Annotated in this window: 29 protein-coding genes; 28 read left to right on the forward strand and 1 reads right to left on the reverse strand. The window is 64.4% G+C overall.

Annotated features, from left to right (window positions below):
* The first annotated feature begins 138 nt into the window (after nucleotides 1-138).
* The 5 genes from AC0L2R_RS27170 (at nucleotide 139) to AC0L2R_RS27190 (ending at nucleotide 4,915) form a co-directional block, all read left to right on the forward strand.
* Nucleotides 139-378 carry a hypothetical protein gene (locus AC0L2R_RS27170; protein WP_473512576.1) on the forward strand — a complete coding sequence of 80 codons (240 nt, stop codon included), beginning with the start codon at nucleotides 139-141 and terminating at the stop codon, nucleotides 376-378.
* Between the two features lie 277 nt (nucleotides 379-655).
* The gene (locus tag AC0L2R_RS27175) at nucleotides 656-1,147 is read left to right on the forward strand and encodes a hypothetical protein (RefSeq protein ID WP_473512577.1); all 492 of its coding nucleotides are present in this window, start codon (nucleotides 656-658) and stop codon (nucleotides 1,145-1,147) included.
* Nucleotides 1,144-1,641, forward strand: coding sequence for a GcrA family cell cycle regulator (locus tag AC0L2R_RS27180; protein ID WP_473512579.1), 498 nt, complete (start codon nucleotides 1,144-1,146; stop codon nucleotides 1,639-1,641). Before AC0L2R_RS27175 ends, AC0L2R_RS27180 begins: the two co-directional genes overlap by 4 nt.
* A complete protein-coding gene (locus AC0L2R_RS27185; RefSeq protein ID WP_287206561.1) occupies nucleotides 1,638-2,207 on the forward strand; it encodes a hypothetical protein in 570 nt (189 codons plus the stop codon). The genes AC0L2R_RS27180 and AC0L2R_RS27185 overlap by 4 nt, the downstream gene beginning before the upstream one ends.
* Nucleotides 2,204-4,915 (forward strand): DNA methyltransferase, encoded by a 2,712-nt coding sequence (locus AC0L2R_RS27190; RefSeq protein ID WP_473512581.1) that lies wholly within the window; start codon nucleotides 2,204-2,206, stop codon nucleotides 4,913-4,915. The genes AC0L2R_RS27185 and AC0L2R_RS27190 overlap by 4 nt, the downstream gene beginning before the upstream one ends.
* A 26-nt stretch (nucleotides 4,916-4,941) precedes the next feature.
* Here the strand turns inward: AC0L2R_RS27190 and AC0L2R_RS27195 are convergent, their stop codons facing one another.
* Nucleotides 4,942-5,373, reverse strand: coding sequence for a type II toxin-antitoxin system HicB family antitoxin (locus tag AC0L2R_RS27195; RefSeq protein ID WP_473512583.1), 432 nt, complete (start codon nucleotides 5,371-5,373; stop codon nucleotides 4,942-4,944).
* 359 nt (nucleotides 5,374-5,732) lie between these two features.
* Here AC0L2R_RS27195 and AC0L2R_RS27200 point away from each other — a divergent pair, with 359 nt between their 5' ends.
* The 23 genes from AC0L2R_RS27200 (at nucleotide 5,733) to AC0L2R_RS27310 (ending at nucleotide 26,471) form a co-directional block, all read left to right on the forward strand.
* On the forward strand, nucleotides 5,733-5,996 hold the full coding sequence (locus AC0L2R_RS27200; protein ID WP_473512584.1) for a hypothetical protein: 264 nt from the start codon (nucleotides 5,733-5,735) through the stop codon (nucleotides 5,994-5,996).
* Entirely contained in the window at nucleotides 5,989-6,291 is a 303-nt protein-coding gene (locus tag AC0L2R_RS27205; RefSeq protein ID WP_236376495.1) for a hypothetical protein, read from the forward strand. Before AC0L2R_RS27200 ends, AC0L2R_RS27205 begins: the two co-directional genes overlap by 8 nt.
* Nucleotides 6,281-6,565 carry a hypothetical protein gene (locus tag AC0L2R_RS27210; RefSeq protein ID WP_473512586.1) on the forward strand — a complete coding sequence of 95 codons (285 nt, stop codon included), beginning with the start codon at nucleotides 6,281-6,283 and terminating at the stop codon, nucleotides 6,563-6,565. The genes AC0L2R_RS27205 and AC0L2R_RS27210 overlap by 11 nt, the downstream gene beginning before the upstream one ends.
* Entirely contained in the window at nucleotides 6,562-6,807 is a 246-nt protein-coding gene (locus AC0L2R_RS27215) for a hypothetical protein (protein ID WP_473512588.1), read from the forward strand. The genes AC0L2R_RS27210 and AC0L2R_RS27215 overlap by 4 nt, the downstream gene beginning before the upstream one ends.
* The gene (locus AC0L2R_RS27220) at nucleotides 6,807-8,975 is read left to right on the forward strand and encodes a DNA cytosine methyltransferase (RefSeq protein WP_473512590.1); all 2,169 of its coding nucleotides are present in this window, start codon (nucleotides 6,807-6,809) and stop codon (nucleotides 8,973-8,975) included. The genes AC0L2R_RS27215 and AC0L2R_RS27220 overlap by 1 nt, the downstream gene beginning before the upstream one ends.
* Nucleotides 8,972-10,183, forward strand: a complete 1,212-nt coding sequence (locus AC0L2R_RS27225) for a phosphoadenosine phosphosulfate reductase domain-containing protein (protein ID WP_473512592.1) — start codon at nucleotides 8,972-8,974, stop codon at nucleotides 10,181-10,183. Before AC0L2R_RS27220 ends, AC0L2R_RS27225 begins: the two co-directional genes overlap by 4 nt.
* A gap of 1 nt (nucleotide 10,184) precedes the next feature.
* On the forward strand, nucleotides 10,185-11,423 hold the full coding sequence (locus tag AC0L2R_RS27230) for a primase-helicase zinc-binding domain-containing protein (protein WP_473512593.1): 1,239 nt from the start codon (nucleotides 10,185-10,187) through the stop codon (nucleotides 11,421-11,423).
* Nucleotides 11,424-11,443: 20 nt separating this feature from the next.
* Nucleotides 11,444-13,231, forward strand: coding sequence for a DNA primase family protein (locus AC0L2R_RS27235; RefSeq protein ID WP_473512595.1), 1,788 nt, complete (start codon nucleotides 11,444-11,446; stop codon nucleotides 13,229-13,231).
* Nucleotides 13,232-13,584: 353 nt separating this feature from the next.
* Nucleotides 13,585-14,421 carry a hypothetical protein gene (locus tag AC0L2R_RS27240; RefSeq protein WP_473512597.1) on the forward strand — a complete coding sequence of 279 codons (837 nt, stop codon included), beginning with the start codon at nucleotides 13,585-13,587 and terminating at the stop codon, nucleotides 14,419-14,421.
* A 93-nt stretch (nucleotides 14,422-14,514) separates the two neighbouring features.
* Nucleotides 14,515-15,051: a phage tail protein gene (locus tag AC0L2R_RS27245; RefSeq protein ID WP_473512598.1), complete on the forward strand. Its 537-nt coding sequence runs from the start codon at nucleotides 14,515-14,517 to the stop codon at nucleotides 15,049-15,051.
* A gap of 143 nt (nucleotides 15,052-15,194) precedes the next feature.
* Nucleotides 15,195-15,833, forward strand: coding sequence for a hypothetical protein (locus AC0L2R_RS27250; protein ID WP_473512599.1), 639 nt, complete (start codon nucleotides 15,195-15,197; stop codon nucleotides 15,831-15,833).
* Entirely contained in the window at nucleotides 15,830-17,956 is a 2,127-nt protein-coding gene (locus AC0L2R_RS27255; protein WP_473512601.1) for a phage terminase large subunit family protein, read from the forward strand. The genes AC0L2R_RS27250 and AC0L2R_RS27255 overlap by 4 nt, the downstream gene beginning before the upstream one ends.
* A complete protein-coding gene (locus AC0L2R_RS27260; protein ID WP_473512602.1) occupies nucleotides 17,953-19,557 on the forward strand; it encodes a phage portal protein in 1,605 nt (534 codons plus the stop codon). Before AC0L2R_RS27255 ends, AC0L2R_RS27260 begins: the two co-directional genes overlap by 4 nt.
* Nucleotides 19,557-19,844, forward strand: a complete 288-nt coding sequence (locus AC0L2R_RS27265) for a hypothetical protein (protein WP_352884333.1) — start codon at nucleotides 19,557-19,559, stop codon at nucleotides 19,842-19,844. Before AC0L2R_RS27260 ends, AC0L2R_RS27265 begins: the two co-directional genes overlap by 1 nt.
* The gene (locus AC0L2R_RS27270; protein WP_473512604.1) at nucleotides 19,835-20,758 is read left to right on the forward strand and encodes a S49 family peptidase; all 924 of its coding nucleotides are present in this window, start codon (nucleotides 19,835-19,837) and stop codon (nucleotides 20,756-20,758) included. The genes AC0L2R_RS27265 and AC0L2R_RS27270 overlap by 10 nt, the downstream gene beginning before the upstream one ends.
* A 2-nt stretch (nucleotides 20,759-20,760) precedes the next feature.
* Nucleotides 20,761-21,297 carry a hypothetical protein gene (locus AC0L2R_RS27275; protein WP_473512605.1) on the forward strand — a complete coding sequence of 179 codons (537 nt, stop codon included), beginning with the start codon at nucleotides 20,761-20,763 and terminating at the stop codon, nucleotides 21,295-21,297.
* 94 nt (nucleotides 21,298-21,391) lie between these two features.
* Nucleotides 21,392-22,141: a hypothetical protein gene (locus AC0L2R_RS27280; protein WP_473512606.1), complete on the forward strand. Its 750-nt coding sequence runs from the start codon at nucleotides 21,392-21,394 to the stop codon at nucleotides 22,139-22,141.
* A gap of 72 nt (nucleotides 22,142-22,213) precedes the next feature.
* A complete protein-coding gene (locus AC0L2R_RS27285) occupies nucleotides 22,214-23,269 on the forward strand; it encodes a major capsid protein (RefSeq protein ID WP_292212756.1) in 1,056 nt (351 codons plus the stop codon).
* Between the two features lie 59 nt (nucleotides 23,270-23,328).
* Nucleotides 23,329-23,565, forward strand: coding sequence for a hypothetical protein (locus AC0L2R_RS27290; protein ID WP_473512608.1), 237 nt, complete (start codon nucleotides 23,329-23,331; stop codon nucleotides 23,563-23,565).
* Nucleotide 23,566: 1 nt separating this feature from the next.
* Nucleotides 23,567-23,995, forward strand: coding sequence for a hypothetical protein (locus AC0L2R_RS27295; protein ID WP_473512609.1), 429 nt, complete (start codon nucleotides 23,567-23,569; stop codon nucleotides 23,993-23,995).
* Nucleotides 23,992-24,747 carry a hypothetical protein gene (locus AC0L2R_RS27300; protein ID WP_473512611.1) on the forward strand — a complete coding sequence of 252 codons (756 nt, stop codon included), beginning with the start codon at nucleotides 23,992-23,994 and terminating at the stop codon, nucleotides 24,745-24,747. Before AC0L2R_RS27295 ends, AC0L2R_RS27300 begins: the two co-directional genes overlap by 4 nt.
* 3 nt (nucleotides 24,748-24,750) lie before the next feature.
* A complete protein-coding gene (locus AC0L2R_RS27305) occupies nucleotides 24,751-24,960 on the forward strand; it encodes a hypothetical protein (RefSeq protein WP_473512613.1) in 210 nt (69 codons plus the stop codon).
* A complete protein-coding gene (locus AC0L2R_RS27310; RefSeq protein ID WP_473512614.1) occupies nucleotides 24,960-26,471 on the forward strand; it encodes a phage tail sheath subtilisin-like domain-containing protein in 1,512 nt (503 codons plus the stop codon). The genes AC0L2R_RS27305 and AC0L2R_RS27310 overlap by 1 nt, the downstream gene beginning before the upstream one ends.
* Nucleotides 26,472-26,481 lie beyond the last annotated feature (10 nt).

The raw sequence follows: 26,481 nt of genomic DNA on the forward strand, positions 1-26,481 counted from the left end.
GCTCGCTGCCCGTCGTGTTCTTGCCGCGCAATCCGCCGGCGAGGATTTCGATGCTGCACGCCCCGGCAGTGTCGCGGCCGGTCCCGAAAAAATCCCCCAAGCCGGGACCGGCCACCTTTCTCGCATCGAGGTGGCCGAATGACATCATTCGTTCGCATGTCGCTGCCCACCGTCCGCGTCTCGCCTTCCCTGACTTTGCTGCCGCCGCCGCCTGAGCCGGTGCGCCGGCTGCCGCCAAAAACGCTGCGTCTTTTGAAACTGCTGTCCGCCTTTTCCCGCGAAAATCCCGCCGACCTGCTGGCGCGCCTTCTGGGCGACGAGGCGAAGCGGGTGCTGCGCTGGGCTCCCAGGAAGGGAGGCGACAATGCTCACCCATAACCCCCCAGAGCGAAGGGCGGTCAGGTACGGCTCGCGAGGCCCCCTGCACCTGTTGAGGCGCGCCCGGCGAAACCCGTGCGCAGGAGCAAAGCTCGCCGCCCACTATGACGATGGACCCTGGAGGGCAGGCCTGTGGCTGCCCTCCAGGGGGCCGCCTTGATGATGTGACGTAGACGCGGGTTTTCATGCCCGCGAGTTGAACCCTTTCCCCGTCGTCCCGCCATGGGAAATGCAGCCCGCATTTCCCTCGCCGGGAAAACTGTGCCCGGAGCCCGACATGGCCGAAATTTCCAGTCAGTGGTTTTACCGCCTCAAGGCAGCGCAGCGCGACCTGATCGAACGCTGCGGCACGATCGAGCGCGCGGCTGCCATCGCTTCGCTGTCGAAGAGCCAGATGGGCCGCTTCAACAATGCCGGCGACCCTGAATTGATGCCTCTTCCGGCCGTGCTGTTGCTCGAGGCCGAGTGCGGCACGCCGCTGGTCACCAGCGTCATGGCCGAATTGAACGGCCGGCGCCTGGCCGATGCCGACGCGCCGGGTGCTGCCAATGCCACGATGATGGCGGCTCACGCCGATGTCGTGGTGCAGTTCGGCGAGCTAATTGCCGCCGCCGCCATGGCATTCGCCGACGGCCGGCTGACGCCTGCCGAGCTCGCTGGCATCGATCGCGGTGCGGCGAAGCTGGAAATCGCCCTTGCCGAACTGCGCAAGTCGGCTGCCGCCGCGCGCGGCACCGGTGGCCTCAGCCTTGTCGGCGGTGCAGCATGAGCGACTGGACCGCCGAAGAACTCAAGGCGTTGCACGACCTTGCCGGGCAGGGGCTTTCCGCCCTTCAGATATCCAAGCGGCTGCCGACCGGACGCAGCCGCAATGCCGTCATCGGCAAGCTTATGCGCGGCAAGGGCAAATATGGCCAGTTGATGGGCCAGCCGAAGAACCAGGCGATCGGCCGGGCCACGCCCAAGACCGAACAGCCGGTGAAGCGGAAGTATCGGCCGGTGCGTCCGGTCCTCAAAGCGCCGTCGATGGAGACGCCTGTCGAGCGGCTGTTCCAGGCCGAGCCGGTCGCCAATCTGCCGGCGACGCTGCCGATCACCTTCCTCGAAGCGGTGATGACCAACCGCTGCCTGCATTATGCCGGCGCGCCCTACGATCCCGATGGGCCAGACATGCCGGTGTGTGGCGCCGCCCGCGCTCATGACGTGCCGGAGACGCGCTACTGCCGCCGCCACCTAATCGCGAAACGACAGGTGGCGGCATGAGGAGCATCGGTTTCGAGACGATCGATGGCGTGGAGGGCGAGCATGAAACGCCGTTCCTGACCCGCATCCGGATTGGGCGGCTGCGCATCCACATCTTCCATCGCGGCGATGCCGATCCCGATCCGCATGACCATCCCTGGGATTTCTGGACCTTTCCGTTGACGCCTTACGTCGAAGAGGTGGTGACGAAGCGGCTAGAGCCGGTCGATCAATTCGACGCCTGGTCGCCCCGTAGCAGGACTGTGCTGTTGTTGGAACGTGCTGTCGTTCCCGCCTGGCGCTGGTCCTACCGCCCGGCCGAGTACACCCACCGAGTTCTCGGCCGCTATGACAGTCTCGCGACGATGGAAGCTGCCATGGCCGCCTTCATCTTTGGCGCGCGTCGAGCGCCGTCGCAATACCGGCCGGGCAAGATCATCACGATCGTCTGGCAGGGCAAGTCCAGCCGCAAATGGGGTTTTCTGCGCAACCGTGACGGCAACTGGTGCTGGACGCCCTGGCGCGAATACGTCTTCGGCGGCGGCAAGCATGCGCCCTGCGAACCGTCGGATGGCGGCTCGGCATGACGGCGCATCCCGACTATGCCGAGTTCCTCAAGGCCAAGGTGCGCCTGGCGCCGTCGCTCGGTTTTGAGGTCGACCCCTCGACGATCAATCCGCTGCTGAAGCCGATGACGCAGGCGATCGTGCCATGGGCCTGCCGCGGCGGCCGGCGCGCGCTGTTCCTGCGCTTCGGCCTGCACAAGACATCGACGCAGCTCGAGATCCTGCGCCAGTCGATGATGCATGCCGGCGGCCACGCGCTGCAGGTCGTGCCGCTCGGCGTGAAACACGAATTCTTCCTGGAGCAGGCGAAGCGCCACCCGGACGTCGAGCTGAAGTTCGTCAACCGTCCGGCGCAGATGGAAGAGCCGAACAAGACCGGGCCCGGCAAAAAGCTCATCCATCTCACCAATTATGAGACAATTCGCGACGGCAAGCTGGACCCCTGCCTGTTCACGGCGGCGGCGCTCGACGAAGCGGCCGTGCTGCGCGGCTTCGGCGGCACGAAAACCTTCCGCGAGTTCATGTCGACCTTCGCCGGCGACGATCGCAAGAACGGTCGCAAGCATGCCGGCGTGCGTTATCGCTTCTTGGCTACCGCCATCCCCGACCCGAACGACTGCATCGAGTTGCTCGCCTATGCCGCATTCCTCGGCGTCATGGATGTCGGCGAGGCCAAGACCCGGTTCTTCAAGCGCGACAGCACCAAGGCAGACCGGCTGACGCTGCATCCGCACAAGGAGGACGAGTTCTGGCTGTGGGTCGCGAGCTGGGCGCTGTTCGTGCAAAAGCCGTCCGACCTCGGCTATTCCGACGAGGGCTATGACCTGCCGGAGATCGACGTGCGCTGGCACGAAATCCCGTCAGACCATGGCGCTGCCGGCGAGGACAGGAATGGCCAGGCACGCATGTTCGCGGATAGCGCGCACGGCGTGGTCGACGCTGCCAGAGAAAAGAAGCGTTCGCTCGACGCGCGCGTCGCCAAGATGCTGGAAATCCGCGCCGAGGATCCCGCTGCGCACCGCGTCATCTGGCACGACCTCGAGGCCGAGCGGGTGGCGATCGAGAAGGCTATCCCGACCGTCATGTCGGTGTGGGGCACGCTCGACGACAAACCCAAGGAAGATCGTGTCGTCGGCTTCGCCAGGGGGCAGTTTGCCGAGCTGGCCACCAAGCCGGTGATCTCGGGCTCGGGCTGCAATTTCCAGGAGCATTGCTGGTGGAACATCTATCTGGGCATCGGCTTCAAGTTCCACGATTTCTTCCAGTCGCTGTTTCGCACCCAGAGATTCGGCCAGACGCGCCGCGTCAGGGCCGACATGATCTACACCGAGGCCGAGCGTGGCACCCGGCGCGAACTGGAGCGCAAATGGCGCGAGTTCGAGGCGCAAGCCGAAAAAATGTCGGCCATCATCCGCCAGTACGGCCTGGCCGAACAGGCGATGGACGGCGCGCTGAAGCGCTCGATGGGCGTCACCAGGCAGGAGGTGCGCGGCGAAAACTACCTAGTGGTGCACAATGATACGGTCGAGGAAACGCGCTCGATGGCTGACGACAGCGTCGACCTGATCGTCACATCGATTCCGTTCTCGACGCAGTACGAATACACGCCGTCCTTCAACGATTTCGGCCACACCGACAGCGATGCGCATTTCTGGGCGCAGATGGACTTTCTGACGCCGCAGTTGCTGCGCGTGCTGAAGCCCGGGCGGCTCGCCGTCATCCATGTCAAGGACCGGATCGTGCCGGGCGGCGTCAACGGTTTTGGGTTCCAGACGGTCAACCCGTTCTCCGACGATTGCTGCGCGCATTTCCGCCGGCATGGGTTCGCCTTCATGTCGCGCGTCACCATCGGCACCGATGTCGTGCGCGAGAACAATGGCACCTATCGGCTCGGCTGGAGCGAGCAATGCAAGGACGGTACCCGGCAGGGCAATGGCATGCCGGAATACACGCTGACCTTCCGCAAGCCACCAACCGACCGTTCGAACGGCTATGCCGACCAGCCTGTGGTCAAGCAGAAGCCGCTGTCCTTCACCGACCATACCGAGCAGCCGGATAAGTCGCTGCCGCTGGGCGAGGGCGTGCGCACCCAGACGTTCGAGCGTTCGCTGCGCATCGTGCCCGGCACCGGCTATTCGCGCGGCCGCTGGCAGATCGATGCACATGGCGTGCGCCGGTCGAGCGGCGACCGGCCGCTGCTGCCCGACGAGCTGCGCCGCCTGGTCAAGCTCGACGCCAAGCTGATCTATCGCGGCTGGAAGAAATGGGCGGAAGAGAACGTCTACGATCACGCCCTGCATGTCGAATTCGCCGAAGTGCTCGACGCCGAAGGCAGGCTGCCGCCGACCTTCATGATCGCGCCGCCGCACAGCGACCATCCCGAGATCTGGACCGACGTGGCGCGCATGCGCACGCTGAACATGCTGCAGCAACGCAAGGGCCGCGAGATGCATCTCTGCCCGCTGCAGTTCGACATCGTCGAGCGGGCGATCGAGCAGCATTCCATGCCTGGCGAGACGGTGTTCGACCCGTTCGGCGGCATCATGACCGTGCCCTATTGCGCGCTGCGCATGGGCCGCAAGGCGGTCGCGGTCGAGCTCAACCCGGACTATTTCGCCGACGGCTGCACCTATGCCGAGATCGCCGCCGGCGGCGGGCAGGGGCCGGGCCTGTTCGACCTGATCGCGGCCGAGCAATCGGCGGATGATGTTGACGAGGCGGCGGAATGATCGCTCACTCCGCCGCCCTTATAAGGTCAAGCCATGTCCATCACGGACACGACGACCTGTTTGCCGAGCACTGCCAAGGCCGCCTCAAGCGAGGCGAGCTTGGTCGCGTGATCCGGATCAAGGATCCGGTATGCCTCAGTCTCGGCTTTTCCGAGACGGCGAGCCAGTTCCGATTTGGAGATGCCGGAGGCTTGCACAGCCTCGATGACAGCAATCTTCAAAGCGTCGGTCGCTTCAACAGGCACCTCGACAAGTCCCTTTCCCTTAGCCACCGGCTTGGGAAGGGGCTTACCCTGCGCGAGATACCCGCGCAGGGCCAGTCCAAGGGCTTCAGAGGCATTCTGCTTGGCTGCGACAATGTCGTCGCCAGCGGTGATCGCTTCCGGAACATCCGGAAAGGTCACCAGAAAGCCTCCGTCCGGGTCAATCCCGAATTGCCCCGCGTAAGAGTAAACCATGTGCCATTACCTCATCCTTTCTCTTGTGTTCAATTTGAGCTTTGTGAATTTCCCTGCTGGGGGTCAAATGACCCCCAGCTGCTTCTTGATAAGCTTCACATAGCCCGGTTTAAGTTCGCCAGATTTTACTGTTGTAAACTTCTGCCCTACCTTTACCCGGTAGTGAGAGCCCTTTCCGTGGTTCTCGAAAACTTCGAATGTCAGTTCATTTTGTTTGGCATATTTTCGAAGTTCTCTAATAAGGGCGTCTCTCGTCAACTCGCTTCACCTCCTTCCGTTAATGCCAATGTCACACAAAAATGTGTGGGCGTCAAGAAATTTCCACACAAAAATGTGCGGATTGTTGGCGGGGTCGTTCAATGACGAACGTAGCTCCGACCGTCGCCGACGCCTTCGACCCCAGCCATGTTGATTTCGACGTGTTCGCCATGTTCCTCGAGGCGCGCCGCGTCCATCGCCGCAAGTCGGCGCGCAAAGTTGCCAAAGAGGCCGAGGTCGAGCTTGACGCGGTGCTGCGCGCTGCGCGTGGGCGCAACCCTGGCGCTCAAGAGTTCTTCGCGCTCTGCGACTGGATCGGCGAGGAGCCGACGCTCTTCCTGAAAAGGGAGTTCCGGCATGGCTAGGCTCGCGACGTATGACTACCGCGCGCTGGGCCGGCTGCTGCGCGCCCGGCTGGAAGATGACGGGCGCGGCTGGCGCGTCTGCGCGGCCGAGATCGGCGTCTGCGCCTCCGACCTTTCGCGCATCTGCAACGGCCAGAGCGTCTCGGCGCCCAAGGTCATCGCGGTCTGCGACTGGCTGAAACTGTCCTTTCGCGCCTTCTACGACCCGCCGCAAGCAGCCGAGCCAGAGCGTGAAACACCAAAAATGTTTCACGGGAAGAGCACTGAAACAGAGGGGCAGGCCGATGTCGGATGACCCCAAGCGCTACGTCTACTGGGTGCAGCTCGTCAACGGCTTCGGGCCGAAGTCCAGGGCGTTCGTCGTCGTTTTCGAATGCCCATTTGCGACCACTGCCGATCTCGACCGTGAGCTGCGCCAGCACGGCGTCGTCAATGGCTCGCGGCTCGACACAGTCGACGACGGCAAGGGCGGGCGGCTGATCCGCAACCGCTCCGATTTCATGTTCGGCGTCGCCGGTCTGGTCTCCATCCAATCCTACCACAAACCCTGCTGGGAGCCCGACGCATGACCGCTATGAAGAGACCCGAACCCGGCTTCGGCAAGCCCGGCAGCATCGATCCGAAGCGGCTGATGAAACTGCCGCTCGCCATGCAGGCGGAAGGCATCCGGCTGCTGTTCGAAATGGGCTTGAGCATGGGCCAGGTGACGAAATGCGTCGGCCTGTCGGCCGGCACGATCGACCTGATCCTGCAAAAGGCCAAGCCGTTCACGCGCGGCGGCGATGTCAATGTCGTTGCGGAGGGCATGTGATGCTTCTCGATTTCGAGGCACCGCTTGCCCAACTCGACTATCCGCCATTGATCCTCGACAGCTTTGCCGGCGGCGGCGGCGCATCGACCGGCATCGAGATGGCGCTTGGCCGCTCCCCGGACATCGCTATCAACCACAATCCCGCAGCACTTGCGCTGCATGCGGCGAACCATCCCGAGACGCTGCATCTTTCGGAAAACGTCTACAAGGTCGATCCGCTCGACCATGTCGCCGGCAAGCATATCGGGCTCGGATGGTTTTCGCCCGACTGCAAGCACTTCTCGAAGGCCAAGGGCGGCAAGCCGGTCGAGCGCAACATTCGCGACCTCGCCTGGATCATTCCGGGCTGGGTCGAGCGCATCCAGGAAAGCGGCGGCAGCATCGATGTCGTCATCCTGGAGAATGTCGAGGAGTTTCGCGATTGGGGTCCGCTGCTCGACACCGAGCGCGGCCTGATGCCCGACCCCGAGGCGCGGGGCCAAACGTTCCAGAAATGGTGCAAGGCACTGCGGCGGCTAGGCGGCAAGATCGAATGGCGTGAGCTGCGCGCCTGCGACTTCGGTGCCCCGACAATCCGCAAGCGCCTGTTCGTTATCGTGAGATTCGACGGGCAGAAGATCGTCTGGCCAAAGCCGACGCATGGGAAGCCCGACGATCCGGACGTTATTGCCGGGTGCAAGCGGCCCTGGCGCACGGCGGCGGAAATCATCGACTGGACGCTACCCTGCCCGTCGATCTTCGACACCGTCGCGGAGATTATGGAAAAGCTCGGCCTGCGCGCCGTGCGGCCGCTCGCCGACGCCACAATGAGCCGGGTGGCGCGCGGCGTCGACCGCTATGTGCTGAAGGCGAAGAAGCCATTCCTGATCCGCGTCGACCAAACGTCAGGCGATCCGGCGCGGAAAGGCATTCACAGCGTCGACGAGCCGATGCGGACGCAAGCAACAGCTGGGGCCTTCGCCGCTGTCGCGCCGTCGGTCATCCGCTTCAACACCGGCGCGACCGGCCACGATGCGCGCGAGCCGCTGGCGACGGTGACCGCCAACAGCTTCAAGAAGCGGCCGGGCGGCGCGGCGCCGCTCGGCGTCGTCGCGCCGGTGCTGTCCTATGCGCAGCAAGGCGGGGCGAACCGCAGCGTCGAGGATCCGGCGCATACGATCACCGCGAGCAAGAAAGACCAGAACGCCGTGATCGCGCCGACGCTGATCCAGATGGGTTACGGCGAGCGCGAGGGCCAGGCGCCGCGCGTGCTCGACATCGGCGCGCCGATCGGCACCGTCGTCGCCGGCGGCGTCAAGCATGCGCTGGCGGTGCCAACACTTGTCGGGTGCGGCGGGCGGGCTGGCCAGAGCCGCGCACGCGGCGGCGACGAGCCGATGGCGACACAGACGGCCAAGGCCGACGTATGCGTTGCAGCGGCCTTCCTCGCCCAGAACAACTATCAGGAGCCGGGTCACGACGCGCGCGAGCCGGTGTCGACGATCGTGCAGAAGGGCAGCACGCAAAGCGTCGTTGCGGCTTTCGTGTCGCGCCAGTTCGGCACCTCGGTCGGCCACGACATGGAAGAGCCGACGCACACCGCGACGGCCAAGGTCAACAAGTCGATGCTCGTCGCGCCGCACCTGATGACGATGCGCAACGCCGGCAAGCCGTTCAACGGGGCGGACGAGCCGACGCACACGATCACCGCCGGCGGCGCCGGAATCAGCGTCGTCGCTCCGTTCATGCAGAAATACTACGGCACAGGCGACGGCGCCCGCGTTGACGATCCCTGCCACTCGGTGACCACGAAAGACCGATTCGGCTTTGTCGAGGGCGAGATCGGCTGGCCGCCTTTCACGGAAGAACAGGCGGCGCGGGCGCGCCAGGTTGCCGACTTCATGCGCGCGCACGGCTTCTGGGACGATCGCGAGTTCGTGACGCTCGACATAGAAGGCGAGACCTTCACCATCGTCGACATCGGCATGCGCATGCTGACGCCGCGCGAACTGTTTTCCGCGCAAGGCTTTCCGCCAGACTACATCATCGACCTTGAATTCAACGGCAAGCCGCTACCCAAAAGCGACCAGATCGCCTGCTGCGGCAACAGTGTGTCGCCGCCAATGGCGGCGGCGCTGGTCGCGGCCAACTGCAGCCACCTGATGCGGTATCAGGAGGCGGCGGAGTGAACCAGCCAACGCTCTTCGAAGGCTCCAAGCGTCTAGTCTATGATGAGGCGATCGAACTCACGCTACAGTCGCTTCAGGCCTATGGCGCCGATCATCCCCATTGGGGCATCGCGTGGTCCGGCGGAAAGGACAGCAGCGCGACGCTGACGTTGATCGTTCACCTGATCGATGTTGGTCGGATCGCCGCACCAAAGACGCTAACCGTCTTCTATGCCGATACGCGTCAGGAGCTCCCTCCATTGGCCATAGCGGCCGCGCGCATCATGCAGCAACTGGCCGAGCGTGGCATTCGCTGCGAAGTCGTCTGTGCTCCGCTAGATAAGCGTTTTCTCGTCTACATCCTCGGCCGAGGTGTTCCGCCACCGAACAACAACACTCTCAGATGGTGCACGCGGCAGATCAAGATCGACCCGATGTCCGAAGCTCTGGAGGCGCGCCTCGACGAGCTGGCTGGCAATATCCTGATGATCACTGGGGTAAGGCAGGGCGAAAGCGCAATCCGAGACCAGCGTATCGCGATGTCCTGTGGCAAAGACGGCGCCGAATGCGGGCAGGGCTGGTACCAGCAGGTTCTACCCAACGCGAAGGGCATTAGGGGCCGGCTGGCGACGCTTGCGCCCTTGCTTCACTGGCGCGTCTGCAATGTCTGGGACTGGTTGCGCATCTATGCGCCGATGCGGGAATATGGCGGCTGGGCGACAGCCGCTATCGCCGATGCCTATGGTGGCGACGAGGCGAATGAGATTAACGCCAGAACTGGCTGTGCCGGTTGTCCGTTGGCCAGCAAGGACCTGGCGCTGGATACGATCGTAGCAACGCCAGCCTGGACGTATCTCGCGCCACTCAAGGGTCTTAAGCCGCTCTATCGCGAACTGAGACTTCCGAAAAACCGACTGAAGAAGACGGGCCTTGAATTCCGCAAGGATGGTTCAGCCGCGTCAAATCCGCAACGTATGGGTCCCCTGACCTTCAAAGCTCGGCTGATGGGCCTCGATCGTGTGCTCGGCATTCAAAACCAGGTGAATGAGAGCGCGCGCCAGATCGGTCGGCCAGAGATTGATCTTCTGAATGTGGAGGAAGAAGCCAGAATTCGGGAGCTGATTGCTGCCGAGACTTGGCCGCAGGGATGGGAGGGCGACGAGCCGACGGCAGACACGCCAATGAGCACGGTTTTCAGGGACGGCTCTGTTCAGCCGCTTCTGGTGTGACATGAGCGAAGCCATCAAACTGTTCGTCGAAGACGCGCGCGCAGTGTCGATCGAGGAGGCCGCAAAGATCCTCGGCCTGAAATTTTCCGGCAAGCGCTACGAGCATCCACAGCCATGCCCGCATTGCGGCGGCACGGACACCTTTGCCTTCAACACCAGCAAGGAAAAATGGAACTGCCGCGCCGGCGGCGTCGGCGGCAACGACGCGATCGGCATGGCGGCGCATTGCGAAGGTCTGGACCTTAAGGGCCGGGATGGATTGCTCGAGGCCTGCTCGATCGTGCTCGGCCGCGACATTCCCGACGAGGGCGAGCGCGAGAGCGACGAGGATCGCAGGGCGCGCAAGAAACGGCTGGAAGAGCGGCGCGTGCAGAATGAGGCCGCCTTGGCCGAGCGCGCTGCCATCCAGGACGAGTTTCGCGAACGCGAGCGAAACAAGGCGCGCGGCATTTATCAATCGCTGACAGCCCTGCGCACGGCCCCCCAGATGCATGGCCGGTTCTATCTGCAGCGCCGCTGCGGCGGCTATCCTGACGCGACCTGGCTGCGCCTCGGCGCCGACGTGACCTACTGGCACGGCCAGGACGAGCGCGGCAGCCCGCTCGCGCTCTATTCGGGCCCGGCCATGGTCGCGCCCTTCATCGGGCCGGACCTGGCGGCGATCGGCTGCCACATAACCTGGATCGACCTTGATCGGCCGCCGAAGTACCGGCCAGAGCTGGTCGACCCCTCGACCGGCGAATTGCTGCCGGCCAAGAAGATGCGCGGCTCGAAGAAGGGCGGCCTGATCCCGATCGCCGGCCGTCGGGACTGCAGCCGCTGGGTCGGCGGCGAGGGCATCGAGAACGGCGTCGCCTTCGGTGTCTGGGAAGGTTTTCGCGCCGACACGTTCTATTTCGCCGCCGGCGATCTCGGCAATCTCAGCGGTCCGGCAGAGGCCTCTTCGCGCTTTGCGCATCCGACGCTGAAGAAGGTCGACGCCAAGGGCGTCACGCGGCCGGTGATGGTCGCCGGGGCGGTTCCCAAGGCCGACCAGGACGCCGACGACGCGATGTGGATTGGCGACCACGTCAAGGAGCTGGTGCTGCTGGCCGATGGCGATTCCGAGCGGGTGATGACGGCTGCAGCCATGGCCCGGGCGCGTGCCCGCCATGCTCGGCCGGGCCGCCTCATTCCGATCGTCTGGCCGCGCGCCGGATATGATTTTTCACGCATGGCGGTCGAGACGGGGACAGAGTGACCAAAAAGAGAAAGACTGGCATGCCTGAAGAGGTTGCCGCACTGCTCGAGGAAGCGACGCGTCAGGCCGAAGCGGCCGGTTTGCCCCGCACCCCGCTTGATGTCGATGTGACTGTCGACGAACTGGATGATGGCGAGCCCGGCACCGCGCCGCGCCGCGGCAGCAATGTCGATCTCGAAGTGGTCAAGGCCTGCGCCGGCCTCGACCACTCCGATACCGACAATGCCGAGCGGCTGCTGGCCCATTTCGGCGAGGATCTGCTGGTACGGGCCCAGTCGAAGGCGCGCAAGGCGGCCTATGCGGTGTGGACCGGCACGCACTGGGATATCGACACCGGCGAGCCTCGGGCTCTGGCGGTGGCGCAGAATGTCGGCGGGCGGATTGCGCTCGAAGTCGAATATATCGACCACACGCCGGCCGAGAAGCACGCGATCGAGCGCGGGTCCGAGGCGCTAAAGATTGCGGAAGAGGATCGCACGCCGGTGCAGCGCAAGCTCGCCAAGCTGGCCGAGACCGCCAATGCCAACCTCGCCAAGCGCGTCAGCCGGCGCATGAACCATGCCGTGTCCTCGAAGAACAAGGGCCGGCTGGAGGCGATGCTCGCCTGCGCCGCCCCGCATATTCAGCGCGGGCCTGACGAATTTAACGCCGACCCGCTGAAGGTGGCGCTTGCCGGCCATACACTGTGCTTCCGGCGCACCATGAAGCGCGTGCGCAACCCTGCCTTCGATGATCCCGACGACAGCCGCGAGGATCTGCCGGAATACATCCACGTCGCCGATGCCGAACTCAAGGTGGTGGAGGGACACCGGCGCCAGGACATGATCACGCAGCGCGTGCCGGTCGCCTATGACCAAAAGGCCAAGTGTCCGCGATGGGATGAATTCCTGCGCGACAAGCTGCCGCTCGACGAGGTGCGCCGCATGGTCCAGGTCGCCTCCGGGCTCGGCCTGGTCGGCGTCACGGTGCAAAAGCTGTTCTTCCACTATGGCAAGGGCGCCAACGGTAAGTCGGTCTATATGGAGACGCTGTGCCGGCTGCTCGGCGAGGTCGCGGTCACGCTGCCGTCAGAATCTTTCATTGGCGAGGGCAAGGCGGGCGGCGCGGCCAATCCTGACATGGCGCGGCTCTATGGCCGGCGCTTCCTGCGCGTCAAAGAATTGCCGGAAGGCGAGGATCTCAGGGAGAACCTGGTCAAGGACCTGACCGGCGGCGAGCACTTCACCGTGCGCGACCTGTTCGAGGGCTATTTCGATTTCAAGCCGGTGTTCACCGGCCACATGTCCGGCAACGGCTATCCCAAGATCACCGGCACAGACAACGGCATCTGGCGGCGTATGGCCGTCATCCACTGGTCGAAGATCATTGCCGAGGCCGACCAACGCGAGTTCGAGGAAGTGGTGGCCGAGTTCGTGCCTGAATATCCGGGCATTCTCAACTGGCTGATCGAAGGGGTGATGATCTTCCTGCGCGAAGGCCTGGTGATCCCCGACGCGGTGCGGCTGAAGACGCAGGAATATCGCGACGAGATGGACCGCACCTCGGCCTTCTGCGCCCGTTGCGTCGTGCCCGACGCCTCGGCCGAGCTGACCGCCAAGGAGTTCTATCAGGCCTATGTCGACTTCACCGTCGACGAGGGCGGCAAGCCGATCTCGCTGACCGCCTTCGGCCTGATCATGAAGAAGAAGTACGACAAGATCGACGGCCGCGTCGTCGTCTATCGCGGCGTCAGGCTGGTCGACGTGCCGGCCTCCCGGCAGGGCAATCTCGGCACCGGATCGTCCGATTTCGAGGGCCATTTGCGATGATCCCCGCAACCCCCTCCAGCCGTGTCGCGGCCGCCCGCAAACTGATGCGCGCATTGAAATCATTCAGCTTTTCGCCGCGATAGTCGCGATAGTTCGCGACACTTCGAGATAGTTCATTCAGCGAGAATAGAACAATGAAATCAACGGTTTGCGATAGTTTGCACCAGTTTTCCGCCGCCTATAGAGGTGGGGAAGGGGAGCGGGGAATTGATATCTTCACGTCTATGGCCAACCAAAACTATCGCAACTCCCGCATCATCCCCACAACGAATTGAAATCCCTCAATAAACTACCGGCTCCAACTATCGCTAAACTATCGCAAAACTCTCGAAAACTGTCGCAAGGATAAGACAATGAAGACCGTAACCATTGAGGAATTGCTGACATGGGCATTCGTCCATGAATTGCCGAAAGGCGGCGGGGTTGACGGGTTGGACAATGCCAACTCGGCCTGGCGGATGCTGGAGGCGTCGTCATGGGGCAAGATCACCAGCTTTGCCGAGCTTGGCGCAATCGTCGACCAGGGCAGGGGCGATACGGAGAATTACTGGATCGAGCAGGGCGAGCCGCATGACGACGCGGTTGCGGTCGGGCGCGCGGTCACAGGCCTGTCGCGCTGCGACGTTGCGGTACCGGCGGGTTGGAATGCGCTGGCCGACTGGCCGGATACCGAAGGCATGGCTGAGGCAGCGGTGCGCAAGGCGGTTGAGCGCTACATGGTGCGGACGCCGCAACGGCGAGCCGCCGGCATCGTCAGCCTTGTCGTCGGCACGGCCATCCTCGGCCGTGAGCCGGACTTTGGCGCCGAGCCGAGCAAGGTCAGGATGATCGAGCGCGGCGGCAAGCCGGCCTGGTTCGTGCTGCGGCGCATGAACCATGAGGACGGTAAGACCTACGATCTTGAGGTTGACGGCTACAACGGCCGCACTCAGCGCCCGGTGAAGGGCGCCTACCGCAAGTATGAGTTCTCGATCGATCCGACCGGCGACATCCTCGGCCGGCTCGATTACCAGATTTGGGTCGCGGCGCTGCGCCGGCTCGAGGCCGAGATCGCCACGCAGCTCGTCGGGCACAGGCTGGTCTATTCGGATCGCTCGATGACGCCATGGCTGGAGGCCGATCGGCCCGGCGTCGCTATCGTCGAAAGGGCGTCTGATCGGCCCGCGAAAAAAACTGCTGCTGTCTGTTGACGTGCAGCAGAAACTTGACATACATCTGAACACGGTAAAAAAGAAATCACCCCGGCGCCCCAAGCGACCGGGGTTTTTCATTGGGAAAAGCGCGTGACCGTCGAGCTTAATGTCGATGCGTCGGACTTTGAGCACCTCGGCCGGGCGATTGCCCGTCTGCCGGAAGAGATCAAGGCCAAAGCCGCTGCCCGCGCCATGCGCCGTGTCACCGATATGGCGCGCAGCCGCATCGTCAAGCGCAATGCCGAGCGCATCGATATCCCGCCATCGCGGGTGAGGGCGGTGACCACGGCACAATTCAATGCGGGCGGTAACACGTCCGATGTTATCCTGAGATCGGGATGGCTGCCACTCTACAAGCTCGGCGCGACCCAGACCGCCAAGGGTGTGCGCGTCCGTTTGAGAGGATCATATCGCTCTGCCTTCATCGCCGAGATGAAGAGCGGCCATGCTGGCGTGTTCAGGCGACAGGGCAAGGCAAGGCTGCCCATCCGCGAACTGTTCGGGCCGAACCCGGCGCATGACATCACCAACAACCCGGAGGTCTACCTCCAGGTGCTGACCGAGGTCATCGAGCAGAGCCTGATGCCTCGGTACCTGCATGAGGTCGATCGCCTCCTGCCCCGCTGACCCCCACCCCCGGTGTAGGGACCGTACCAGCGTTTCCACCCCATACGGGCCCGGGGGAGCCCGGGATTTTTCTAGTAGGCGCGTCGGAAAGCGGTACACGCAAGAACGTGTGATGCACGCGTGCCGCACGGGACAATGCACGCATGGTCATCGAAACCGACGCCGACGCCGGCGAGTGGATTTCGATCACGGATGCCGCGGCGCGTTTGAGCGCGGCCGGTGACCGGATCGACCGCTCGACGCTGTCGCGCTATTTGAAGCAACACTCGGAAGCGCTGCCGACGCGCGAGGAAGGCAAGTCGCACCTGGTCGAGTACGGCGCGCTGGTCGCTCACCGTGGCGAGAACATTCGCCTGCGCACGGTGCCGCCGATCTCCGGGCAGGCTCCAGGCCTCGGCACAAAGGCCAAGTCGCCGCCCTCACGGTTCGCCGGCAGCCAGTCGGACGGCTTCGCCCGCAAGGCGCAGGCCGATGCCGAGATGCGCGAGATGGACCTCGCCAAGCGCCGCGGCGAACTGACGCCGACGGTGGAGGTCGACAAGGCCGGACGCGATGCGATCGCGCTGATGCAAAGCGCATTTGAGCGGGCGATCGAGAGCGAGGCGGCGAGCCTGTCGGTAAAATATGGCTGGGACGAGCGTGTCGCGCGCATCGCCCTTAAGGCATTCGTCCGTGTCGGCCTCGCCGACTTCAACCGCGAGATCCGCGAACGCCTCGACCAGCGCGAGCGGGAGCGGGTGGCCGGCGATGCCAGTCCGTTCGATCAGGCGTCCCTGCAATGAGCTATCACGATGCGCGGCTCTCATTTCCTGAGTTGCCGCATGGTGCGGAGGTGTTGTTTGCTGGCCTCGAGGCCGCAAGCCGCCCCGTCGCCGACCTGACGATCTCCGAATGGGCCGACCGCTACCGTGTCGTCTCGCCGGAATCGGGATCGCCCTGGCCCGGCCCATTCAAGACCGATCGTGTGCCATACCTGCGCGAGCCGCAGGATTGCCTGCATCCCGACCATCCGGCGCGCCGCGTGACCTGCCGCTGGGCGGCGCAGCTCGGCAAGTCGACGGCGATCGAGAACTGGTTCGGCTATATCGTCGACCAGGCGCCCGGCTCGATGATGATCGTGCTGCCGACGCTCGAGGAAGCGACCAAGTTCAACCGGGTCAAGCTGCAGCCGACTATCGAGGCAAGCCCGCGCATCTCGCACAAGGTGATGCCGGTCAACAGCCGCGACGAGCAGGGGTCGACCACCTCGTTCAAGCGCTACGCCGGCGGCTTCTGCCAGATCGTCAATGCTGGTTCTTCCAAGGGCCTGCAGATGGTGTCGATCAAATACCTCGCCATGGACGAGGTCACCGGCTACCCCAGGGATGTCGACGGCCGCGGCAGCCCGCGTGACCAGGCGCGGGCTCGCCAGAAGATGTATGGCGACGCCGCGAAGGAATGGGAAGGCTCGACGCCAGGCATCACCGGCGAATGCGCCATCACCGGCGACTTTGAAGTCGGCGACCAGCGCTACTACTACGTGCCCTGTCCGCATTGCGGCATCTATCATGTGCTGGAATTCGACCAGTTTCGCGAGCAGCTGCGCGATGCTGATCCGGCGCGCAATCTGCCGGTTCATGTGGCCTGCATCGCCTGCAACGGCGCCATACTCGACGGCCACAAGGCCGAGATGAATGCGCGCGGGCACTGGATCCCGCGCCGCGTCCATGACGGCGAAGAGAAAGTACCGGACGCGATCGCGCCCGAAGATATCGGCCGCTGGCGCTGCGACCCGTGCGAGGGCCGCTGCCGCGACTGGCAGCCGAGCTATCATCTCTGGGCCGCCTATGCGCCGCGCGAACGCTTCGCCGACATCTGGAACCGCTTCAAGGACGCCGAAGGCGACACGACGAAGCTGCGCACCTTCTACCAGCAGGATCTGGCGTTGCCCTACGATCCGGGCGGCGTCGCCGTCGAATGGGAAAAGATCGTCGAGGCGGCGCGCAAGTTCCCGTTCCCGCAAGGCGTCATTCCCGCCGAGGCCGGCCTCATCGTCTCGGCCGCCGACGTCCAGGGCTACGGCATCAAATGGTCGGTTTGGGCGATCGGGCCGCGCGACCGCGCCTGGCTCATTGATCGCCAGGTGTTCGCCGGGGCGCCGGACCAGGTCGACGACGCCTGGATCGAACTCGCCGACGCGCTCGGCAAAACCTATCGCACGGCCGGCGGCGGCGAGAAGGGCATCGATCTGTCCGGGGTAGATTCGGGCTTTGCCACCGACCGTGTCTATCGCTTCTGCGCCTCGCGGCCGAACGTTTTTGCGCTCGACGGCCGCCACCCGATTGGCCTGCCGTGGCTCGGCACGCCGGTGAAGAAGGACATACGCGACCAGCGCAAGCGCATCGTCTCCAAGGTGATGCTCTATCCGGTCGGGCTTTACGACATCAAGACTTCGGTCATGGCGGCGCTGGCCAATTTCGTGCTCGGGCCGGACGAGCGCGGCAGCTGGCCGCGCAACACCATCCACCTGTCGAACGAGCTCTGCGACGACGAGTTCGCCAAGGAGATGACAGCGGAGCGGCTGGTCGACCCGGACGAGGAGGCGCGCGCCACGGTATCGCGGCGGGCGCGCAACCTGATCAGCCCGAAGGCGCCTCGGGAATGGAAGAGGATTCTCGGCCGCGCCAACGACTGGTTCGACAGCACGGTCTACGCCTTCGCTCTGGCCTGGCACCTGAAGCACAAGCGGCGGCTCAACGCCGAGCGCTGGGCCGATCTGCTAACCGAAGTGCATGGCAAGCCGGCTGAACCCGATCTGTTCGAGGCGGCCGAGGACGGGCCGTTCGTGAAGAAGAAAACCTCGCCAACGCCCGACAGTGAAGCGCGGCGCGAGGCCAGAAAAAAGAAGTGGGCGAACCGAAGTTGAGCGCGAAACCACGTTACCGCGTCAAGGCTGGCAGCTCGGTTGTTTCCGACACTGCTCGTCCGCGCCCGGCAGGTGGCTATCTTCGCGACACGCGTTCCGCGATCATCTCGACGCGTCCTGCGATCCTGCGCGAGCATCGCGACGAGGTGCGCGCCGCCTGGCGCCGGGCAGCCAGCCTGGCCGCCGACATCATCCAGAATTCCGGTCGAATTCGCGGCGCGGTCGACCAGGTGCTTGCCGACACTGTCGGGGAGGAGCTGGTGCTTACGCCGAAACCGAACCTTTCCAGGCTCGGCTACGACGCCAACGAGACGGTCGAATTCGTCAAGCTGGTCAAGGAGTGGTGGAAGAAGCGCGCCTGGAACCCGCGTGAATGCGATTTTCGCGGCAAGTTCACGCTGCCGCAGATGGTCGACATGGCGTTGCGCGCCGATGTCGTCTTTGGAGAAGCCGTTGGCGTCTTGAGCTATTTTCCGCTATCGCAGCGCCGCCGCTATGGCATCGTCAGCGGAACCAAGCTCTGCCTGATGTCGCCGACCACACTGGTCCAGGATACTAACGAATTCGTCGGGCTTTATCAGGGCGTCATCCACGATCCGAACGGCCGCCCGGTGGCCTACCGGTTCGAGGAGCGTCAAGACGGCATCCTGACCAAGCGCGATCATCCGGCCTATGATGCGAACGGTCGGCAAGTCGTCGTTCATGTCTTCGACCCGATGGCGCCAACCGATGTGCGCGGCATCTCGCGGCTCGCATCCGCCATCCGGAAGCACATCCAGCATGAAGTGCTGGTCGACGCGACGATCCAGACGCAGATTCTGCAGACGATCTTCGGCATCGCGCTGACCAGCCCAGAACCCTCCAAGGAAGCGTTCGAGGCGATCGAGGCGCTGCCGGACGATAGCGAGATCAGGACTGACTTCATCGACTATTTCCAGGCCGCGCTCGATCGTGCCGCGGAAGGAAAGATTTCGATCAGCGGCGATCCCAAGGTCTCTCACCTGGCGCCCGGCGAGGATCTGAAATTCCTGACCAGCGGCACGCCAGGTCCGCAGTTTCTTCCGGTCTCGGCGGAACTGTCGCGCGACATGGCGAGAGCTCTGGGCATCACCTATGGCGGCCTGACCATGGACAACACCTCGGCAACCTATTCGTCGGTCAACATGGACAACGCCTCGATCTGGCCGATCGTCACGCGACGCCGCAGCCGCGTCGCGTCGCCCTTTTGCCAGGCCTATTATGAGAGCGGCCTGGACGAGGAGATCGGCGAAGGCCGTATCCCGTTCAAGGGTGGCTACGAAGCCTTTGCGGCCAATCGCGATGACGTGCTCTGGACCCTGTGGAACGGGCCGGCCAAACCGACGGCCGATGACGGCAAGAGTGCGAAGGCGGCGACGGAGCGGCTTGTGAACGGCACGTCGACCTTCGAGGCCGAATGTGCCGAGCGTGGGCTCGATCCAGAGGAAGTTTTCGAAAGCCGCAAGTATTGGCATGACCGCTTCGTGGCTGCCGGGCTGCCTTCGCCATTCGTTGCCCGAAACGGCGGTGCGCCCGACAACAACGCCGCGGCTGAAGACGAGCCGGCAAAGAAAGCCGCCTGATGCCAACCATGATCAAAATCGCCGGCGTCTCGGTCGACGCGGAAGACCCGTGCGCGCTCTATCAGGCGCTTTATGCGGCCAAGCTGAAGCTGATTGCCGGCGAACGGGTCGAGGAGACGGAAGTGCGATCGCCGGTCACCCACCGGCGCGTCCGCATATCGGTCGGCAGCGTCGCTGCGCTCGACGCCGAGCTGATGCGGCTCGCCGCAGCCTGTTCGGCCAAGCAGGGCAAACGCTCCCGCTATGCCAAGACGATACGCTTTGTTGGAGGCGGTCCATGTCGATAGCCTTTGAACGAATCTGCGGCGCCCTCTTTGACAGGCCGCATCTCTACCATGCTGGCAAGGCTGAAACTTTGCTGCAGATGCTCGGGCCGCGCCTCACAGGTTACCCTATCACCATCGTCAACGCACCAGGCGCGGTCGACCATGTCGCCTTTGCCAATGGCCGTCCGTCTGCTGGTGTGCTGGGCGATAGCATGGGTCGCCGCCTCGACCAGCGCGGCATCGTCCCGTTCGAAATGATCGAGAATGTCGCTGTCATCCCAGTCGAAGGCACTTTGGTCCAGAAGGGCGCGTGGATCGGCGCGTCGTCGGGCGAAACGTCGTACCAGGGACTGATCACGCAATTCGCCCGTGCCGAGCGCAGCACGGCTGTCAAGGGAGCCGTGGTCGAGATCGACAGTTTCGGCGGGCAGGTCAACGGCGCCTTCGAGGCTGCAGCCGCCCTACGCTCGCTGTCCAAGGCCAAGCCGACGATCGCTATCCTGACCGACTTCGCCTATTCGGCCGGCTATCTCCTCGCCAGCCAGGCGCGGCAGATTATCATGCCGGAGTTCGGCGGCGCCGGTTCGATCGGCGTCGTCATGATGCACGCCGACTTTTCCGGCAATCTCGAGCAGGAAGGCATCAAGGTCACCTTCATCCATGCCGGCAAGCACAAGGTCGACGGTAATCCCTATCAGCCGCTCGCTGCCGGCATTCAGGAAAAATGGCAGACCGAGGTCGAGCAGATGCGCGACCGGTTCGCCGGCGTCGTCGCGCAAGGGCGTGGCAAGCGGATGTCAAAGGCGGCGGCGCTGAAGACCGAGGCAGAAGCCTATTCGGCGGCCGAAGCTGTCGAACTCGGCCTGGCTGATGCCGTCGGCGACAGTCAGGAGGCGTTCGCCGCCTTCATCAAGGACATCAACGGAAAGGCCTGATCATGACCAGCATGTTGGCCGCGGTCCGCGCAGCGCTCGCGGCAGCGGATGAGCTTTCCCCCGAAGGGGAAAATACCGGCGCCGATGCGCCTCACAGCAAGGAGACTGACATGTCGAAAGACGCGCAGCCCGCCGGCGGCAGCAACACCGAAGCCGGCATTCCGAAAGCGGATCACGACGCCGCTGTCGCAACCGCCGAAAAGACCGGCCGAGCGGCTGGCGCACAGGAGGCGACGGAACGCCTCTCCGCCGCTATCGGCGCCGAAGGCGTCAAAGGCGATGCGGGTCGCATGTCGGCGGCGCTCGATCTGGCGGTCAAGTCGCCGGGCATGAGCGGTGCCGATGTCGCCGCCTTCGTCGTCGCCAATGTTGCGGCGGCCAAGCCAGCAGCAAGCGCGGATGCCGCGGCTTACGAGAAGACCCGCCTGGCCGCCGCCGGCCTGGCGCAGCCCGGCGGTAAGGACGCATCTCAGGACGCGACCAGCCGGATCCTCGGCAACTATCGCGCCTCGACTGGAGCGCCTGCCAAACAAGGCTGACGGCCGCGCCGGCTGACAGCTCAATCCCAGCAACGACAACCACAACTCACCGAAAGGGTTGATCATGACCAGCATTCCTTTTGCACAGCCGGGCATGGCGGCCCGCGACGTGTCCGAAACCTTTACGTCCGCCGAGATCTTCAACTCGGCCATTCCCCATCCGGTCACGGAAGATTTTCCGGTGGCTGCCGATTTGGCCCTGCCGGCCTTCTCGGTAGTCGGGCTCAATGCGGCTGCCACCAGCCTGGCTCTGGCGACACTGCTTTATGCGGCCGGCAGCAAGGCCACTGGCCGTCTCGTGTTCTCCGGCGTTGGCACCGTCGACGACACCATCACCATCGGCGCGACCGTCTATACGCTAAAGGCGGCGCCGACCACTGTCGCCGGGCAGGTGAAGATCGGCGCCACGGCGGCCGAGACCGCCAGCAACCTGATCGCGGCCATCAATGCCGGTGCAGGTGCTGGTACGGCTTATGGCTCGCTCACCGTGGCGCATCCGGACGTCAGTGCGCAATCTGACGCGGCCGGCATCGTCGGCCTTGTCGCCAAGGTGGCAGGCGCGGCGGGTAATGCGATCGCTACCACCGAGGTCGGAACGGCAACTGCCTTTGCCAATACCACGCTGGTCGGCGGTGTCGATCAGGTCGGCGTCGCGCCGATCGGGATCACCACGGCGCCTGTGGTTGACACCGACGCCGCGCAGCGCGTCGCCATCTATCGTGCCGGCAACTTCAACCCGGACGCACTCAACTGGCATGCCTCCTTCGATACGGACGCCAAGAGGGAAGCCGCCTTCCGCGGCGCCCCCACGCCAACCAACATCGTCGTCCGCAAGCGTCTCTGACGCGAAAACAGCAACTCCCCCTTCCACGCAATCGCGGCTGAGGCCGCCTCTTTTCACAAAAGGGCCACGACCATGGCGGACTTCGACCACTATGAACTCTGGGACACGCACACTCTGCTGGGTGTGTTCCGCGAACTCGACATCGTGCCGAGCTACTGGCTCGACCTGCTCTTCCCGAACCAGATGTCGTCGACCGACGAATATATCGACCTGGAGAAGATCCCGCGCTCTGGCCGCAAACTCGCGCCCTTCGTCGCGCCGATGGCGCAGGGTCGCGCCATCTACGAAGAGGGTGCGCGCCTCGAGCGCTTCAAGCCTGGCTACGTCAAGGCTAGCGACCCCGTCTCGCCGCTGCGCGCCTTGACCCGCCGTCCGGGCACGCTGCTCGGTCCCAACGCCCAAAGCCCGGCCGCCCGCTACGACGCGGTAAAAGCCGACATCCTGCAGTTTCACCGCGTCGCGGTCGAACGGCTGTGGGAATGGATGGCGGCGAAGGCGATCATCGACGGCAAGGTTGTCATTGAAGGCAAGGACATGCCCCAGCGTCTGGTCGATTTTGGCCGCGCCGGCGGCCACACCGTCGTGCTCGGCGTGGGCGCCCGCTGGGGCGACGCCGGCGTCTCCATCCTGGACGACATTCAGAGCTGGGCCGACATGATGCATTCGGCCGAGTTTGGCGGTGCTCCGAACCGCATCACCGTCGGCACCGATGCCTGGGGCGTCATGCGCCGGGACGCGGAAATCCTCGCTGAGATGGACCTGACCCGGCGCGGCAACGCCGACCTGACGATCAAGACTGGTCTGATGACCACCGGCGAGGTTCGCTATGGCGGTACGCTCGGCGGGGGCATAGAGGTCTGGGTGTACAAGGACTATTACACCGTCAACGGCGTTGTAACGCCGTTCATGTCGCCGAAGGACGTGGTCTTGTCCGGCCCGAATGTGCAGGGCTATCGCTGCTTTGGCACGATCGTCGACCTGCATGCCCAGTTCGAGGCGCTGCCGATCTTCCCGCGTAACTATGTTCCGGAAGGCGATGTCGCCATCGAGCAAATCCTCACCCAGTCGGCGCCGCTGATGGTGCCGGTCAACCCCAATGCCACTTTGAAGGCGACCGTTCTGGCCTAATCGCCACCGGGTCTGCCCTCGTTAGTCCGGCATCCTCAAACCGAAACTGGAGACGTATCATGGTCAAAGCTGTCGCTTTGAACACGGTTCACCTGTGCAAGACGCCGGGCGAGAAAACCCCGGAAGGCAAGGTGGCCAAACGCGCCGAAATCGAGGTCAAAGCGCCCGGCTCGATCCTCGACCTCGACAAGAAGCAGTTCGAGGATCTTGTAGCCAAGGGCGCCGTGCGCTCGGCCACTAAGGTGGACCTTGCCCGCGCGGATGCGGCCGCCGAGATGGACCTCGGAACGCCCTGACATGATCGACTGGAACGAGGCTTTGGCGGCGACAGATTCTACCGTCGCCGAAGTCTTCGACCGCGAAAGCTTTCGCGTGGTGCCGACGGCACGGCGCGTCGGCGTCAACGAGACCCGCATGGCCGATCCGGATCGCGTGGGATTTCCCTTCCTCGGCTCGATTGACTTCGGCCCGGCTGTCCTCACACCTGGCTTTTCGCATCCCTCCACATTGACGTCGAACCGCGAGCGGTCGCGCGAGATGCCGAGCCACGAGGCGGTCATCACTGCGCTCTCGACCGACTGGCCGGAGCCGGTGAAGGTCGAGGACCAGATTGTGTGGGAGGGGCCGGCCGGCGAGGTGAAGGGCCGCTTTCTCGTTGCAGCCATCCCCGCGGACGGCGGAAAAAGGCTGGCCATCTTCGTCAACCGCACCAAGGGCAAACCATGACCATCGCCGCCGAGATCGCCCGGCTGGCGGCCGTCGAGAGTTTTTGCCCGACCGCGGCGATCCTGGCCGAGACAGGGTTCCCGACCCTCGCCCGCGCCCGCGTCTTCGACAGCCGCCGTCCGTCGGTCGACCTGCTCGATCCCGGCGAGGAATATACGCCGGTGCTGTCGCTGTTCACGCGCCGGTCGCAATCGCCGCGCCGCGGGCCCGGGCAGGGCAGCGTTGCCCGCAATGGCAGCACCATCTTGGAAGTCGTCGCCGAACTGGCGGTCGCAGCAAAGGACGAGGACGGCGCGGAATTCGTCGACGCCATGGCCGGCTCCGATCCGAAGGCGCGCATCGTGCTGTCGGCGCTGTGCGCGCAAGTCCGCTACGTCCTGACGCAAGGGCCGACCGGAGCGATCTTTCGCAAGAGCGTCATGGCGATCGAGAGCATCGACGAGGAAGGCTTTGCCGTCCCCGAGCTCGGCCTGCGCTGGCAGCGCACGACGATGTTGTTCGACTGCCAGATACCGGATGACGACTTTTCTGGCGGGGCAGGTTTGCCGCAGCCGGCTGCGAGCATTGCGGCGATGTTGCCGGCAAATTCCTATGCCAAGGCGACGCTCGACAACATGGCGGCGCAGTTCGCGTCTGCCACGCCGTTGCCCGTCATCGACACGATCGCCTTCGAAGTGAAGCAGGCCGGCGTGTCCGGCCAGGTCGGAACCGCCGCCGCCGTCGAACCGCCGTTCCCCGATATTGAGGACTAGACCATGGCCAATCTCGTTCACGCCAGGCTGGCGGATGCCTCGCACCGCCTGCCGCATCCGTTCCGTCCAGCCACCGATTTTCCGGCCGAAGGCCAGTCCATCGACCGCGAAGACCCGGTCTGGATGCAGCTCATCAATGACGGCTCGCTGATCGTCGAAGAAATCGAAGCGCCTGCCGTTCCGGCTGCAGGCAAGCGCAAGGAGAAAAACTGATGGGCATCCAGTTCAACAACATCCCCGGCGCCGGCCTGGTCGCGCCGCTCTTCGCCTTCGAGGTCACCTCGGGCGGCAGCTACCAGTCGGAATCGCGGCTGCTGCTGATCGGCCACAAGAATGCCGGCGCGGCGATTGCCGACAATTTGCCGCAAGCGATCGGTTCGGCGCAGGAAGCCGTCGCCCTTGCCGGCGCCGGCTCGATGCTTGCCGAAATGGCGCGCGTCGCCTTCCTCAATGCGCCGGTGCAGGAGACCTGGATCGTTTCCGCCGCCGCCGTTGGCGTGGCGCGCGCCGACACCATCAAGGTGAATTCCGTTCCGGCCGGCGGCGGCGTCGGCACGATCGAGATTGCCGGCGAGCCGGTGCAGGTGCAGATCGCCGCCGGCGACAGCGTCAACACCGTGGCCGCAGCGCTTTCCGCCGCGATCAACGCCTATTTCAACCCGCTCACCGGCGCCTCGCTGCCGGTGACGGCGGCGGTTGTGACCGACACCGTCACCACCACGGCCCGGCATGCCGGCGCCATCTTCGGCGATCTCGACTTCTATGTGCCGACGACGATCGCGGCCAACGCCTTTGCCGGCGCGGCACTCACGCTGACCAACACCGTAGCGGCGGCCGGTGATCCCGACCTGTCGGCGGCACTCGCCTCGCTCGGCGATGATCCCTTCGACTGGATCGTCTCGCCTTTCGCCGACGCGACCAATATCGGCCGCTATGCTGCGCTGCTCAACGATACGTCCGGACGCTGGGCCTATAACAGGCAGGTCTATGGCCATGTCTTCGCGCCCTCGACCGGCTCGACCTCGGCTCTGACCACGCTCGGCCTGTCGCTCAACGACCGCCATCTGACCATCCTGCCGCGCATCGCCGCGGCCGGCAACGCGACGCCGGCCTGGATGTGGGCCGCAGGCCTCGTCTCTCGCATCGTTCCCTGGCTGTCCGATGGCGTCACCGGCAACGTCTCGCGCAATCAGACCGGGCTTGTCGTCGAAGGCGTCAAGGCGCAGCGCAACCGCGCGACCGTGCCGACCTATGCCGGCCGCAACACGCTGCTGCGCTCCGGCATTTCCAGCTTCATAATCACGGCCGATGGCCGCGTGGCGATCGACAAGATCATCACCACGTATCAGAAGGACGCCAACGCGCAGCCCGACGAGACCTTCCGCGACATCCAGGCCATCGGCCAGCTGGTTGCCATCCTGCGTTTCTTTCGGGCGCAGCTGTCCTATGAGCACGGCCAGAAGGCGCTTGCCGACGAAAACCCCGGCGGCCTCGGTTCGCTGACGACACCGAAGGCGATCAAGGCAACGCTGGTCCATGCTGCCGAGACGATGGAGAAACAGGGCGTGCTCGAGAACGCGCGCGGTTTCGCCGATCGCCTCGTCGTCCAGCGCAACACCGAAAGCGCCAACCGCGTCGACATCCTGTCGCCGATCGATCGCGTCAACGCGCTGGACGTGATCGCCGCCAACGCCCGGCTCTACAGCCAGTATCGCGCCGCCTGACCTGGCACCT

It is taken from the genome of Mesorhizobium sp. WSM4820 (assembly GCF_055811075.1).